A 17,060-nucleotide genomic window follows, 5' to 3' on the forward strand; every position below is an offset into this window, starting at 1 on the left:
GTGAAGATAGCAGTATTATCGACAATCAAAAGCCTGTATTCTACGCGCAGGCTTGTGGAAGCCGCCCAGTTGCGGGGCCACGAATGCGTAGTGATCGACCATGGCCAATGCTACGTAGGTATCCGCCAAGGACAGCCCAGTATACACTACAAGGGGCAGCACCTATCCGACATCGATGCCATCATTCCGCGCATCGGGGCTTCCGTCACCTTCTACGGATCGGCCATCGTACGGCAGTTTGAAGTGATGGGTGTTATCTCGGCAAACCCCAGCCAGGCCATCACCCGTTCGCGCGACAAGCTACGCTGCATGCAAATCCTATCCGGAGCTGGCCTCGGCTTACCCATCACCGGTTTCGCCCGCCGCACGCACGACGTGGACGACCTCATCAAAATGGTCGGCGGCCCACCATTGGTCATCAAGCTACTAGAAGGTACCCAAGGAATCGGTGTCGTGCTGGCCGAGACCAAGAAAGCAGCCTCGTCGGTTATCGAAGCATTCTACGGCTTAGGCAATAACATACTGATACAGGAATACATCAAGGAATCCCGGGGCACTGATATCCGAGCATTCGTCGTGGATGGTAAAGTGGTGGGTGCGATGAAGCGGACAGCCAAAGAGGGCGAATTCAGGTCCAACTTACACCGTGGCGGCACCGCCGAACTCATCAAACTGAATAAAACCGAGCGGGAGACCGCCATACGGGCAGCGAAAGAACTCGGGCTTACCGTCTGTGGCGTCGATATGCTGCCGTCAGACCGCGGCCCGTTGGTGCTCGAAGTAAATTCGTCACCCGGATTGGAGGGCATCGAAAAAGCAACCAACAAAGACATCGCCAGTGAGATCATTGCTTTCCTCGAAAAACAATACATCCTCAAACAGCAAGCGAGGAAAGAACGAAAGGTGAAAGGCGGGCAAAAGCTTTAGAAAAATTCACTTCTCGCCATAAATTCCTACCTTTACGGTGCACACAGAATGACATGATGAACACCTACGGAAACCCTATCCTCGAACGGCTTCCGCTCCACCTGAAGCGATACATCGTGGAGCAACATTACGAGCGGTATACCCCGGTAGACCAAGCCGTATGGCGCTACGTGATGCGGCAGAATTACAGTTACCTCAAGGATGTGGCATACTACCCCTACATCCCCGGCCTGCGCGCCGCCGGACTGAGCATCGAACATATCCCCGACTTGCAAGCGATGAACGATTGTCTTCAGAAAATCGGGTGGGGTGCGGCTACCGTCGATGGATTTATCCCTCCGGTAGCTTTTATGGAATTCCAAGCACACCACGTACTCGTCGTCGCGGCAGACATCCGTCAGCTAGCGCATATCGAATACACGCCTGCCCCCGATATTATCCACGAGTCGAGCGGACACGCGCCCATCATCGCCGAACCCGACTATGCCCGGTACTTAAGCTATTTTGGTGAAATAGGCAGCAAGGCCATGTTTTCGTACCGGGATTTCGAACAATATGAGGCCATCCGCAAACTGTCTATCCTAAAAGAGAGCCACGACGTGCCGGCCGACGAGTTGCGGGAAGCGGAGGCAAGGCTCAACCGGATACAGGCAGATATGGGCGAGCCATCCGAAATGGCCCTGCTCAGCAGACTCCATTGGTGGACCGTCGAATATGGCCTGATCGGCTCCCTCAACGACCCGAAAATCTACGGGGCAGGCCTACTATCGTCTATTGGCGAGAGTGCCTCCTGTATGAAGCCCGACATACCAAAACTTCCTTATTCGCTCGAAACCCTCAACTATCCCTACGACATTACCAAACCCCAGCCCCAATTGTTTGTAACACCTACCTTCGAACACCTGCTCGACGTGCTTGAACAGTTTGCCGGTACGATGGCATTCCGGGTTGGTGGTGCAGCGAGCCTCGAGAAAGCCATCGAATGCCAAAATGTATGTACGGCGGTTTACAGCTCGGGATTGCAAGTATCGGGTGTATTCACTGAAAGCGGCCGCGGTGACTATTTGCAAACGACGGGAGCCACCGCCTTGGCGGTTGATCATCGGGAATTGGAGGGCCATGGCAAAACGGAACATGCACACGGCTTCGGATCCCCCGTAGGCTGCCTAGTGGGGCATAGCAATCCCCTGGAAGATTTTTCAGTTATGGAACTGGATACTATAGGGATACGCCAAGGGGCAAATGTGTCGCTGGTATTCGATACCGGCATCACCGTATCAGGCGAAGTGGCCGGCATCACCCGTACGCACGGCAAAATCATTTTGATCACATTCCGCGATTGCACGGTAGCGGACACACACACGGGCGATGTTTACTTCAAGCCCGAGTGGGGTAACTACGATATGGCCGTCGGCGACCGTATCGTTTCCGTCTTTTGTGGTGCTGCAGACAAAGACGCGTACGAACAGGCCGCATTGGTGTCAAAGGAATACACCCCGGCAGGCGAACACCCGGACCATACGAAACAGCTTCATCGGCTTTACGCAGCCGTACGCCAGGTGCGCGAATCTGATCGGAATCATGAAACACTCTTGCCCATCTGGTCACATCTAAAACGCAACCACGACGGTGGCTGGCTATGTGCACTGGAACTGCTGGAGGTGCTTAAGCATCGCGCCTACGCGCCACATGTGGCCCATGAGATCGAAGTGTGGCTCCTGCAAAAAGCCGAAAGCAACCCGGCGCTCCGCAAATTAATCAGTGATGGCTTAACACTTATCGAACATCCGGGGATTGACTTGGTGGTTTAACGACCCTCCTTTGGCCCATAATTTCGATGTTGGTTTGCCGATTATCCATATATAACCCTATATTTACCGGCCTAAACATATCATAACCATGATAGACAGCATATTAGGCGCAATCCATTGGAATATAAGTCCGGAAATATTCAGTATCGGTAGTTTTGAGGTACGGTATTACACGTTGTGCTTCCTCCTTGCTTTCATCAGCAGCTATGTGCTGATGTTACACATCTTCAAGCGTGAGCATAAATCGCAGGAGCTGCTCGACCAGCTGAGCATCTACATTTTCGTGGGTACATTGCTTGGTGCTCGGCTGGGTCACTGTCTGTTCTACGAATTTGACTACTATAAAGACCACCCTTTGGAAATGATATTGCCATATACCTTTGATGCCAACGGCAACTTCATGCTCACGGGATTCCATGGGTTGGCCAGCCACGGCGGCGCACTCGGCATATTGGCCGGTATTTTTCTCTTCTGCCGCAAAACGAAAACCGGCTTCCTTTGGCTTACCGACAGGCTTATCATCGTCATTCCACTGGCCGGTGCCTTCGTACGCATCGGGAACTTTTTCAATTCGGAAATCATCGGATTACCTTCGGACCTCCCGTGGGCTGTCGTGTTCGAACGTGTCGATGCGATACCGCGCCACCCAGGCCAGCTGTACGAGGCTATCTGCTACGTGCTGATCTTTATCCTGCTATGGAATATATACCACCGCAGACCGCAGTTGAAACCCGGCTTCCTTTTCGGCTTGTTCTTGATACTTCTTTTCGGTGCACGCTTCGCTTTGGAGTTTCTTAAAGAGAACCAGGAGGCCTTTGAAGAAGGGATGAACTTTAACATGGGACAACTGCTCAGCCTACCTTTTGTAGCTTTGGGCGTATACCTGCTATTCAGGCCAAACAAAGGGAGTTATAATAAATCGGAGACACCTCCAAAACGGTAGTTGATTCCAATCTCGTGCGTGTTGTTTCCGATACGCCGGTTCAGTGGCTCGTTTCTCGGATTGAACTGGTAGGAATAACCGACGCCTACCCCACTGAAGTTGACTTGTGCCATAGCTGCGATGTCACCATAGCTCCGTAGGTTCGTTCCGATTCCGAATACTTCTTTGATGAAAACCAGTGCCGAGATATCTACCTGTGGTCTCAAATTGTCTGCATAAGTTACCAATAACGAAGGACGGAAATGAAAATCCGAACTCAACGCGAATAGCGCTCCGGCGGTCAAATGGTACTGATTGCGGAAATTATAGCGGTGCTCGCTACCGACCCCCAAACTACCCAGCATCAACCTCGGGAGCGAAAGTCCAACATAATAGCGGCTCGGCCGATAAAGCATCACACCAAAACCGATCAGTGCGTCTGTCTCCTTAACATCCTCCCTGAATGCGGGGTCCATCGGATCCAATTGTGAAAAGCGTCCATCGAGGTAACCGATACCGGCATTCAGCGACAACCCTACGTATTCTGTCGCTGAGATGCGGACGCGCTTTGCGAAGAATGCACTTGCTTCCGTGAGGCGCTCCAGGGCGAGGCTTTCATGCCGCACATGGAGTCCTGCTGTGGCACCGAAGTGCCGGAGCCCCAGATGCCCGCTGCCCCAGAAAACCTGTGGGGCGCCCTCCATACCCAGCCATTGGTGCCTACCCACCACATTCACTTCACCATCCAAGTGCATCAAACTCGATGCAGGGTTCATCACCGTACGCAACGCGCCATGCTGAGTATGGGTCAACGCGTGTTGACCGGATGCGGTAGTGGATACTCCTAGTATTGCCACCGCCGTTACCAATAGATTATGTTTCATATTAGCCCCTCTCTTGTTCGCTAATACCGCAAGACGAAATATCCCTTTTGATGTTCCCATTTCCCATGGACTTTCACTTCGATGATGTAAAAATAGGTACCGGCAGGTAGTTTCAACTGACCGGTACTGACGCCGCGGAATGCGACTTTGTCGTTGTCATAACCGCTAGCCTCCCACAATACGGTACCATTGCGACTCACTACGGTAACCCGGTTCTCCGGGTAATCGCGGATACCCTCTATGATTAACCATTCGTTGATCCCATCGCCATTTGGCGACACCGCTTGGTGGACACGAATGGGGAGATTTGCCGATGGGTCGATAATGCGCACCGTTACCGTAACCGGGTCAGCCGGCAGGTAATTCGAATCGCCCGCCTGTGTCGCAGTGATTTGGACCGTGCCCAAGCGATGGACATGCAGGGTGGTTCCCGTCAACGTGGCGGCCAGCATATTATCCACCGCTAAGGTAACCGGGAGTCCGCTGGTTGCATGTACGTCCAACGGAATACTACCGGCGGCACGGTCTATTTCCGCGGCCGGCGCGTTGAAGTTTATGACCTGATGGGCCTTCGTAATGGTCAAGGTAGCTGCATGGTACCTGAACAGGTAATTATCCGATATGCCGCCTGCCATTGAAACAGCGTACGTTCCCGGCGCGCTTGCCGATGTAGCTTCACTCCTCGCTTCAGGCTGGCGTGCCAATGATGAGACATCGTCGTTGTTTACAAAACCGCTATACCGTAACTCAAACACGGGGTCGTCCTCGCCATAGACACGGCTCGCGTCGGCAACGGAAACATCCAGCATCGCCCGCGAAACGTGGAGCGGACGAGCAACCGGAGTTGCCGCCGCGTATTCCCCGTTACCGGATTGCGTTGCCGTGATCAATACATCGCCTGCCCCGCGGATATGCAGTTCGTTGCCATGCTCGATGGTTGCGCGTGCTGTAGGTTTCCCTTCGGGGTCAGTAACGGTATAGGTAACCTCCAATCCGCTGCTGCTCGTGGCATTCAATAAAATCGGATTTTGCCCGTAAGACACGTCACCCAAGGTATCGAAATAAATGTCTTGAGGCCTATTAGCTACCACCAGCATACCTAGTGACACGGAACGCTCAACCCCGCCGCCGGCAACAATTCCGTTTGCCTGGATAGTGTGCCTACCGATCGCCAGGTTGTTTGGAAGTAACAAGCTGCCTTCGAAAGATCCATCCGGGCGCACATCGATATACCCCAGCAGCTGGGGATCGGAAAACACATATACCGTAATTACCGTCCCCGGTTCGAAACCGCTGCCGCTGACGTACACACTTGTATTTGTCCCACGAACCATGCGAATGATGGCATCTATTTCCGAAATGGGTATCCGGTTGCCGTTGACACCCATTGTGGCCAACTTAAACTCAAAATCTCCACTGCTTAACCTCAAATATTCCGAATCCACAACCTCGAGTGTTACCGTCTCTACCTCACCATTGGTGATAACATTGGCTTCGCTGAATGGTGGGTCAGGTAGTTTCCCTTCATTGAGAACAGGTGCTTTGGGTACGACTCCCGCGATACGTTCACCGAATGGTCCAGTCCCCGTATCATTTGCCGCAGCTACGCGAAAATCATAGGGACGATTGTTCTGCAGGCCGACGATAATCGCTTGGGTGAGGGCAGCGGGTATCCGATCAGCCACTACCCAGGTCTCGCCATTGTCGGGCGAAAATTGGATGACGTACTGCATTACCGGCTGCCCATTGTCGGGCGGTGACTGCCAACTTAGGGCGACCTGTTTATCGCCCGCTGAGGCGGAAAGGTTGGTCGGTTCTCCTACCGCTCCCCAGACAATACGACCAACGGTCTCAGCGCTTGCTGTTTCTACTACGTAATGAATAGCATCCGCGCCATGCAACACGAAGTCCCTAACCCATACGGGAATATTTTCGCCAGCCTCCGTTTGCTCATAACTTGCAGAACCGGAAACGTATACGTCATCATCCCCCAATACGCCATGCACCCGGTAGTTTCCGGCTGAAAGTTCGGCATGGAGCGTGCCGTCGTATGTTTTCTTGACTTCCGGGGTCGCGCTCAACGAAATAGTGAGCGACTTGGGTGTGATTGTAAACGTGTTGTTATTGGCATCAACGATAATATCATAATTCGCTGCTTTGGCGCCATTGAGTTCAAGAAAGAACGAGTAACTCCCCACACCTTCACCGGCTTCACGGGTGGTACTTGAAACGATGTCGCCGAGGTTATCAGTCACGGCCAGCGTTGACCCGTCACCAAGCATATATGCATAGTCCTCGGGATCGTCGTCACCGTAGACCTTTTCCTGTGCCTCCGCAATCAATGTGATGGAACGTGGGTGTACCGCTACTATTTGGTCTGCCGTCACCGGCTCGTAGTTATTTGTGTCATCCGGCACGAACATAGCCGTGAGCGGGTGGCTGGTGCCAGCTTCCAGTACCGTGCCCGCCGCGGGGGAATAGGTAAACAGCCCGGCTACATCGGCTGTCGCGTTCAGTTGCTTTTTGTCCAGGGCCATGCCATACGTGATGGCCGCTGGGACCACCCACGTAACCACAGGTGTGGCTTTCTTTACGTCTATCGTTACCTCGGCTGTCACCGGCTCGTAATTGTCCGTATCGGCCGGTGTGAATGTGACCGTAAGCCGGTGGCCGGTGCCGGATTCCAGCACCGTGCCCGCCGCGGGGGAATAGGTAAACAGCCCATCAACGTCAGCTTCCGCGTTCAGTTGCGTATCGTCCAAGGCCGTACCGTACGTGATGGCGGCGGGGCTGGCCCACGTGATGATCGGCGTCGCCTTAAGTACGTCAATCGTCGCTTCGGCAGTGACCGATTCATAATTGTCCGTATCGGCCGGTATGAAGGTGACTGTGAGCGGGTGGCCGGTGCCAGCTTCCAGCACCGTGCCCGCCGCAGGGGAATAGGTAAACAGCCCGGCTACATCGGCTGCCGCATTCAGTTGGGTTTCGTCCAGGGCCGTGCCGTACGTGATGGCCGCTGGGACCGCCCACGTAACCACAGGCGTGGCTTTCTTTACGTCTATCGTTACTTCGGCTGTCACCGGCTCGTAGTTGTCCGTATCATCCGGTGTGAAGGTGACCGCAAGCGGGTGGCCGGTGCCGGATTCCAGCACCGTGCCCGCCGCGGGGGAATAGGTAAACAGCCCGGCTACATCGGCTGTCGCGTTCAGTTGCGTATCGTCTAAGGCCGTACCGTACGTGATGGCGACGGGGTCGGGCCACGTGATCAACGGCGGGGCCTTCCGTACATCGATTGTTACTTCCGCCGTTGCCGATTCGTAGTTGTCCGTATCTTCCGGTGTGAATGTAACCGCAAGCGGGTGGCCGGTGCCGGATTCCAGCACCGTGCCCGCCGCGGGGGAATAGGTAAACAGCCCGGCTACATCGGCTGTCGCGTTCAGTTGCGTATCGTCTAAGGCCGTACCGTACGTGATGGCGACGGGGTCGGGCCACGTGATCAACGGCGGGGCCTTCCGTACATCGATTGTTACTTCCGCCGTTGCCGATTCGTAGTTGTCCGTATCTTCCGGTGTGAATGTAACCGCAAGCGGGTGGCCGATGCCGGATTCCAGCACCGTGCCCGCCGCGGGGGAATAGGTAAACAGCCCAGCTACATCGGCTGTTGCATTCAATTGGGTATCATCCAAAGCCGTACCGTAGGTGATGGCCGCGGGTGCTGCCCACGTGAGCACCGGCGTGGCTTTCCGTACATCGATTGTCACTTCCGCCGTCGCTGCCTCGTAGTTATCCGTATCTTCTGGTGCGAATGTGACCGTAATCGGGTGGCTGGTGCCGGCTTCCAGTACCGTGCCCGCCGCGGGGGAATAGGTAAACAGCCCGGCTACATCGGCTGTCGCGTTCAGTTGGGTTTCGTCCAGTGCCGTACCGTACGTGATGGCCGCGGGTGCTGCCCACGTGAGCACCGGCGTGGCTTTCCGTACATCGATTGTCACTTCCGCCGTCGCTGCCTCGTAGTTATCCGTATCTTCTGGTGTGAATGTGACCGTAAGCGGGTGGCCGGTGCCGGCTTCCAGCACCGTGCCCGCTTCGGGGGAATAGGTAAACAGACCGGCTACATCGGCTGTCGCGTTCAGTTGCGTATCGTCTAAGGCCGTGCCATAGGTGATGGCCGCAGGGCTGGCCCACGCGATCACCGGCTTGGCTTTTGTAATGACCAGTTCTTGTGGTACGGCTATCGCCGGTTCAAACGCTGTGTTCCCCGGTTGGGTAGCGGTAATCGTAACCGTTCCTGCACTTCGAATCGTTACGGTCACACCGTCGTCACCAATCGATGCAACCCTATTATCACTACTTTCAAACTGCACCGCTAGCCCGGATGTGGCGGTAGCTGATAATGCGAAAGGCTCATCACCATAAACCTTATCGTCCAACACGTCGAAGGAAATGGTCTGGGACGCCATCGGTATTTCACTTAAAATGTCACTCCATTCGCTTTCATTTCCCGCTTGATCGACCGCCGCGATGCGGTAATGATATTCCGTGCCGTTAGCTAAATCGTCATGCGCGTAGCTGGTGGTGACTATATCTGTGATCGCTACGGTTTCGCTTAAGTCATCTGCGGCCGTACCCATGTAAAGCCGATATAGCGCAAAGTCTGGTTCCGTATTGGCATCCCAGCTAAGGACCAGCTTCCCGTCCCCGCGTTCAACAGCCAGCAACGACGGTGTCTGGGGTGGGGTTTTATCAAAGATTACCGTGCTTTCATCCGTTGTCGCCGCAACAATTTCGCCCCCGTTACCCGCCATATCTTCATAATTGATGGTAAATGCAATGCTCCCTTCTTCATCATCGGCCGTCATGGTATAGTTGGCTTGCCAACTGTGGGGTACCTCGTCATCATCATCCAACGCGCTGACTGTCGCCGGATTTCCCGCAATAGTAACTGTGGGCAAACCGATGGCTTCATCGGCGATAAACGTCAATGTGATTTCGTCGCCGGGCTTGGCCAAAGTGACGTCGGCTGTATTGTCGGAAGCGATGGAAACGACGGTCAATTCAGGTTTAACGCCATCGATTAGCGTCCCCACTTCTACGTTGCCGCATAGGATAAGGTCGGCATCCTCCTCACTATCGGTGTATATTATTTCTCCCCCATCTAATGCAATGGCGGATGCCATGCCAATACCTTCGGTATCTTCATCCTCTTCTACTATTTGATATTGGAACTTCAACTTATTGGACGCTGAACCAGATTCAAAGCTAGCTTTCCTGTTTTGCCCGCCCACGATGAGTGGGATATACGGCGTTCCGGTTACGGAAACCGGTGCACTGAAAGTCACTTCAAAGGTGAGTGTCTGTCCGATTCCATACGTGCCGGCAGTAGGAAAAGCCACTGTATTGCTCGGTGGTAGCTGTCGTTCGAATGCGCCCATATCAATGCTACCGCCATACCATCGCGGGTTACCTGCTGCATCCGAATCGAGCGCTAAATTATGGTCACCATTTTCGTAAAGCTCGTCGCTTCCGCTATCAAGCGCCGGGCTGCAAGCGCTGAGCCAGAGGTAATCTACGGATGTCCTGTCCGTACTCACAAAGTCTGCATCCCCTTCCACGTTGCCACCACCATCGGCACCATAGGTTTCGTTCCATGTCCCCGACCCGCTACCGCCGCTCCCGGTGATCAAACTGTTCGTGTATTTGCGCGTAGATTCCCCTGATTCAGCGTTATACACATTGTCTGCGGTTACCCCATCAGCTTTGTAGTTACCGCTAACGATGCTATTTCCAATTTCCGCCGCTGCCGCTTCGCGCGCGTGGTACAAGCCACCGCCATTGGTCGCTTTGTTGGCGCCTAGCGTTGCATTAAGGAGAATCAGGTTGCCATCATTGTAGATACCGCCGCCTCGCAGTGCTTGGTTATCCCCGATAACCGTATTGACCAGGGTTGCGGCTGTGCTGGCTTGGTGTATGTAAAGCCCCCCTCCATATCGCTGAGCGGTGTTTCCAAGGATATGGCAATTTTCCAAGTACAACGCTGGTGCTTCATCGGCCAGATAAATCCCGCCGGCGTCGCTATTCGATGTATTGTCGGTGACGGTTACTTCCGTGAGTTTCAACGTTCCGCTGCTCTGATGAAAAATTCCACCGCCACCGGCTACCCCGTCTTCCGTAGGCAAGTCGGTCACGGTATTATCCCGGATAACGACCCGGGTAAGTATCGGGCTGGAACCTTCACCATTGAGCATTCCACCACCCGAATATTCAACGGTATTATCGCTGATTTCCACATCCGTGATTTCCGGTGAGGATGCGTCCGTGTTGTAGATTCCGCCACCCCAGGTAGCCAGGTTATCCTTAATCCACAAATTCCTAAGCGTGGGTGATGCGTTCCAATTATAAATTCCACCGCCCCGATCTGTATCACCTCCCTGGATAATAAAACCATCCAGTATCGTCCGGGCAGTGAGGTTATCGTTGGATATGACCGGATACCCGCCCCCGCCATACCCGATGAGGGCAGTTTCGTTCGCCTTCCAATCGCGCTGATTCTCATCACCACCATTGGCTGGAAATCCGCCATACACGGCTACGCCTTCTTTCAGCACAAACGTGATATGTGGCCTATCATAGTAAACCGCATGATAATCTCCAGCCGCTACCCAGACTTCATCTCCCTCCATAGATGCATCAATCATTGCTTGAAGGTTGCTGGAAGCCGTTTCCCAATCCAAGCCATTATTTCCCGACGCACCGCCATTTGTAACCGTTTTGACGTAACGGATAGTGATAGGCAAGGGTGGTTGATTTTCGTTGTATTCGTAAGCACCTAAATCTATGGTGCTGCCTTCGTAAAACCGTGGATTACCTGCCACATCGACGTCGATGTCCGACAAGTCCGGCTCGGCATCGGGTGCAAAATAACCGTCATTACCCGCATCGATGACCGGGCTGGATTCCCGCAGTCTGTAATCTCCGGCTCCGGCGCTGAGGAAACCGGGGTCGGTATCTCCGTCAATGTTACCCCTGCTTCCGGCGGTAGTCAGGCCTTCCACGAGACTGTAATCAACGGTCACCACATTTCCGGCTCCGCCCTGACGGATGCCGTTAATAGGAGCATTCCCGTTGCTATTGCCCCACGCGATTGTATTCCTGACAACCAGGGTCGAATTGTCATTGTAAACTGCGCTGTTTCCCGATGTGTTGCCGGCAATCGTGACATTGGTTAAGATCAGGGAAGCGTCTGTATTTTCCATGGCGCCACCGTTATAGCCATTGCCGGTTTTATTGTTACTGATTACCACATTGGTAAGGATGATGGGGTCGCCGGTGTCCATATTGCTCATTCCTGCCCCCGCATAGCTACTTTCGTTGTGGGTAATCGCGACGTTGATAAACCGGGGTGCACTTCCATCGCTATTATATACGCCGCCGCCCCAAAGCGCCTTATTGCCGTTAATCTCCAGGTCCCGGAAGGTTGGCGAGGCACTCCAATTGTAAATCCCACCACCTCGGGACGTATTCCCTTCCGTGATGATAAAACCGTCAAGTATAGCGGTGTTGTCAACGCTATAACCACTCACAATGGGAAGTTCTTCCGTGAGATGCTTTTTGAGGACCGTCTGGTTTTCCCGCCAGTCACGCTGGGTCCAATCCCCGCCACCGGCAGGGAAACCACCATAAACGGCTACACCACTTTTCATTTCAAAACCCCTCGGCGGCATCCCCGTATCTGTTTCTGGGCGATAGGTGCCGCCGGCCACCCAGACCTCGCTTCCGGGGCTGGCGACATCGATCACTTCTTGCAAAACGCCAGATGCATCGGCCCAAGAATCACCGGTCCCCGGTGCCCCTTCCCGTACATAATATATCCGGCCAGTGGTAAAGGAAGCGGATGCGCCCCAACTGCCTGAATCGTCATCTGCACACTCCGCCCGCACCCAAACGTAGTACGTTGTTGCAGGGATCAAATCTCCTAACACCACAACCGGCTGTTCGATGTTTTGACCAACTGTGCTTTCCGTCGGCGCTGTACTCCATGTGGATATGTAGTAGCTATAACCATTGGCCGGGATATCGCCCGGTTCATCCCACGAAATCCTGGCGGATGTGGTCGTCTGCTCGGAAACGGCTATACCGACAACAGGCGGGCAAGAAGGCGGTGGCCCGACATAGAAATCGTCAAAGGCCAGGTAGTAATCTGCCGTCCCTTCTTGCGCGGCATCCACCTGGATACGTATGGCTTCTCCTGCATAGTCGGACAAATCCAACCGCAGGTATTGCCATCCCGTCGTACCGTCGTTCGGTACGGCCAACAAACTTGCATAGCTGTCGCCGAAATCCGTCGATATCTTAAGTTCAAAATCGCCTGTTCTTGGTCCGGGGGCGCTTTCTGGCGCAGAATAATTAACCAGCTTAAACCGGAACGACAATTCATCCCCTGTTTGGATAATGCCCACGTCCGATGTCGTGAACTGGGCACTGGGGTCACTGGAATACAAATTATAATAAAGCAGGTACCCTGCACCTCCGTCGATGTCATCGTGATTGCCGATGTACCATCCATTAATTTCCCAATCTGCCGGTGTGGCCGCGGATGAAAACCCTTCCAGCCATGGAGTCGGTGTAACCTGCACCGTGGTGAACGATTGCTGCGCACTCCAAGCGCCCGGCGCATCTTCTGCACAGACGGCCCGCACCCACCAATAATACGTTTGCCCAGGAGCCAGGTCGGTCAATTCCACCTCGGGCAGTGAAATGCTCCCCGATGGTTCGGCGGCGGCATCGGGTATTGTTTCGTCGGTAGCCAGGTAATAATCATATCCCGCTGGCACGACAGCAGGTTCGTTCCAAGTGAGCGTTGCGCTATTCGCCGTGATATCCGACGCTACCAATCCAGTTAGGGTGGCGCAGTCGGTCCCCGAACCCACCCAGAAATCGTCGAAAGCGATGAGGTAAGTGCCAACGGACCACGTCGCGACAATGCGCACCTGGATGGTCTCGCCCACATAATCATCCAATGGATAGGAGAATTCCTGCCAGCCGCCGATTCCGTTATTTTCAACCGTTCCAATATCGGTGTAAGGGCCTCCGATATCGGTAGCAATGGCGACGGTAAAATTCCCCGATCCGGCTTCGGGGGGTGTGTTGATGTATGTGGTCAGTTGATAACGGAAAGACAATTGGTTGTCCGGCTGCACCTCTCCCACATGTAACGTGGTAAACGTGCGTTGGCCAACATCGAAATTGTAATACAGTTCTTTATATATCGCATTTCCGTCCAGTTCGGAAAAATATGGATTCATTCCAACCTGCCATCCGGTTATCTCCCATCCTTGCGGCGCACCCTCGGTCAGGAAGTCTTCAGTCCACGGTGTGCTTACCCGCGTTGGTGTGGTAAATATCGCCAACGGTCCCCATTCGCCATGGCTATCGTCATCGCAATATGTCCGGATCCAGAAATAATAGGTTTTACTTTCTTCTAAATCATCAAAACGCACCTGTGTATCCGACGCACGTTCATAGCTACCCGTGTACACATTGGGGGGCGTATTGCTATCCACAAGGTAGTATTCGTAGTCGGTACCCGTATCCTCCCACTCCACCATCGCGCCCGTATACCCCACGGTTGTAGCCGACACGGCACCCACCACGGGGCAGTCCGACGACGGGCCCACACGGAATTGGTCAAATCCGACTTGATAACTCCAAGCCCTATACTCGGCAACGATGCGTACCTTAACGTGCTTTCCTTCATAATCGCCCAGCGCATAGCTAAACAACCGCCAGGTTTCTGTACTATTGAGCGTAACCGTTTTGATATCCGTATAATGCGCGCCATAGTCTTCAGAAATACTGACGGTGAAGCGGCCTTCGGCTGGATTTCCGCTGAAGAAATCATCCTTGGTTGCGTACAGGAAGGAGAGTACATCCCCCGCTTCCACACGGATATTGGGAGTCGTAAGCGTTTTATTCCAGTTACCCGCACTGTTCGACAACGACGAATAAACGATATTTCCATCCGAATTGAGGATGTCGCTTCCGGCATTCACCTGCCAATGGGCCGTCTCCCAACCCGGCGGGGCTGCGGTCGATGCATCGAAGTCTTCAGCCCATGGGCTGGATAGTTCCAATTCGGTGCCAAATGTACCGGCAATGCTCCACGCACCGTATACGCCTTCGCCGCATACTGCGCGTACCCAAAAGTAGTACCGTTCGCCGGGCGATAAATCGGATAGGCTGGCCGAAGTGGATGTGGCCGTTCCGGAAACATCGGTTGCGGCCGTAGGCGGTATAGCCGTTTCCGCATAATAGTATTGATAGCCCCCTTCCGGTATGTTGAGGGGTTCGCTCCATGAAATCACGGCACTGGTTGGGGTAACTGCCGAAACCGATGGGTTCAATGGCTGCGGGCATTGGGGCGGACCAACGTAAAAATTGTCGAGTCCAAAAGAATACGAGTAGATCTCGCCAATTGCTTCCACGCCGATACGGAGTTGAACCGCCTCTCCGGCATAGGCATTCATGTTGAGCATGAACGGCTGCCAACCGCGCGCACCGTCGGTTATAATGCGGTCCTCTTCGTGGAATGTCTCCCCCCCATCCGTCGATATGGCAACGGTAACCTCGAACGAACCAGCCGGGGCTGCCGCGTAGGGTAAATTATAATACGCATTTCGATAGATAAACGTGAATACATCCCCCGTTTCTACCGGCCCGATGGTATTCGTAATCATAAACCTCGATTCCCCGTTAGAGAAATAGGTGTTGACAAAATAAGTTTCTGCATCAAGCAGTGATTCTCTTCGGTCGACGGTCCAATCCTCGCTAGGCGACTGCCATCCTGCGGGCAATTCGTAATAATATGCCGTATCGAACCGCTCTGACCAAGGTGCTGATGTGGTAAACGACGTACCCACCCAGTTACTGTAGTCGCCATCTCCGCAGCTGGCACGCACCCAGAAGTAATACGTGGTGCCCATATCAAGATCAGACAGATCCACGAAGCTATTGTCGGCTTCGCCACTTGGTCGTGTTGCGGCATCCGGCGGGGTGTTTGTCGTGGCGTAGTAATATTCGTACACTTCCGTCGATAGGCCAGCGGCTTCCCAGGAAACCGTCGCCCCGTGCCGCGAAATGCTACCAACCACCAAACCGGAAGTAAACAAACAAGACGGCAATGGCTCGAATTCGGGAATCAACTGCCACGAGCCGCTGGGAACATAATTGTAATAGGTATTGCATGGGCCGCTACCTTCCCCTCCGTCCCAGGTCCGCCAAGTCCGGAGTGCAAACGTAACGTCACCGGTAGCCCCATCGGCAAAGCTGACCGAACGGCTATAACTTTGCATCCCTGCCGACTCATCGGTGCCAAACGTCACACTTTCTTCGCCTACACCCAATGTTGTCGAGTAGAGTATCGATGCTTGCTCGCTTTTCCAGGCGCTGTTTCGGGCTACCATGTCGTATTTGACAGTAAGCCCCGAGAGTTGATAGCCTATGGGCACTTCGATGGTCAGCGTAGGTTCGGGGGCACAGAAATCACTTCCAACACCGGGGCTATACGTATGCCGGGTTGGAATGTCACCGGCGGTATAATAATAGCCGGGCAAACACACAACAGGCCCGACCCAATCGCTATATCCTTCCGTATCGCAATTGCGACGAACGTAAGCATGGTAACCAGTACCGGCCGTCAATCCGGATATTCGTTGAGTTGTCGCAGTAATATCGGTCACCAGTAAGCCTTCATTATCGACATCAAAACCGGCAGCTCCCCACTTGATTTCAAAAGTACCACCGTCGCCTACCCATGAAAGATTAACGGAAGATGGGCTGATATCCACGACGGAAAAGCCATTGGGGCGCTGGCATGCTGAAGGCGCACCCACGACAAGTGTATAATCCTCGGCTTGTCCGTAACTATATGTACCTCCTGGATCGCTCGGAGAACTGTTGTAGTTTTTTATGACCCGCATACGGGTATAGCCTTCTAGTGCTCCTAGCGGCACCGAAATGTCTCCTGTAGCCCGTTTGTTATCGTTGCCGGTTGAATTTCTGATAGACCCGATTTCATAGATTTCACCGAAATTATCGAGGTGGCCATTTTGGTTCCAGTCGATGAAGACGGTAAAATAATTCGTCCATTCCCCGTCGGTATTACCTTCCAGCTCGATACCGATCGTTTCTCCCGGTTGGACGTTTGTAGATAAATGTGTAAAATCCTCCAGCCCGGGAGCACCGTAGGTATGCCCGTCTGTTCTATTATCTATGCTGCCGACCGACACCCTCGTTATGGGTTCAATCGTATTTGTAAAGTCTACCGTAGGGTATGGGTATGGAAAAGGCTGCCCAAACACGTTCGCGCTCATCAATAGCAGCAAACCGATAAAGCCGGTAATCCGCTTTGCCGCACGTGGCAGCAACGAGGAACAATAGAAGTGGCGAGGTAGTACTTTTCTTTTCATAACGCCCATAATGGTAGATACGGCTCGGAAACCGGCTATCGGTTTCCTTATA

Annotated in this window: 5 protein-coding genes; 3 read left to right on the forward strand and 2 right to left on the reverse strand. The window is 53.6% G+C overall.

Translation table 11 applies throughout. From position 1 onward, the window contains the following. The 3 genes from rimK (at position 1) to lgt (ending at position 3,681) form a co-directional block, all read left to right on the forward strand. Positions 1–927: a 30S ribosomal protein S6--L-glutamate ligase gene (gene rimK, locus ACEVG1_RS13500; protein ID WP_374744268.1), complete on the forward strand. Its 927-nt coding sequence runs from the start codon at positions 1–3 to the stop codon at positions 925–927. A 53-nt stretch (positions 928–980) separates the two neighbouring features. Next, the gene (locus tag ACEVG1_RS13505; RefSeq protein WP_374744269.1) at positions 981–2,738 is read left to right on the forward strand and encodes an aromatic amino acid hydroxylase; all 1,758 of its coding nucleotides are present in this window, start codon (positions 981–983) and stop codon (positions 2,736–2,738) included. Between the two features lie 88 nt (positions 2,739–2,826). Next, positions 2,827–3,681: a prolipoprotein diacylglyceryl transferase gene (gene lgt, locus ACEVG1_RS13510; RefSeq protein WP_374744270.1), complete on the forward strand. Its 855-nt coding sequence runs from the start codon at positions 2,827–2,829 to the stop codon at positions 3,679–3,681. Here the strand turns inward: lgt and ACEVG1_RS13515 are convergent. Together ACEVG1_RS13515 and ACEVG1_RS13520 are read right to left on the reverse strand one after the other, a co-directional pair. Next, on the reverse strand, positions 3,648–4,544 hold the full coding sequence (locus tag ACEVG1_RS13515) for a PorP/SprF family type IX secretion system membrane protein (RefSeq protein ID WP_374744271.1): 897 nt from the start codon (positions 4,542–4,544) through the stop codon (positions 3,648–3,650). The two genes, lgt and ACEVG1_RS13515, sit on opposite strands and share 34 nt — an antisense overlap. 20 nt (positions 4,545–4,564) lie before the next feature. After that, complete coding sequence (locus tag ACEVG1_RS13520) at positions 4,565–17,008, reverse strand: fibronectin type III domain-containing protein (RefSeq protein ID WP_374744272.1); 12,444 nt, start codon at positions 17,006–17,008, stop codon at positions 4,565–4,567. Positions 17,009–17,060 lie beyond the last annotated feature (52 nt).

Origin of the sequence: Parapedobacter sp. 2B3 (assembly GCF_041925275.1) — a bacterium.
Taxonomy (GTDB): Bacteria; Bacteroidota; Bacteroidia; order Sphingobacteriales; family Sphingobacteriaceae; genus Parapedobacter; species Parapedobacter pyrenivorans_A.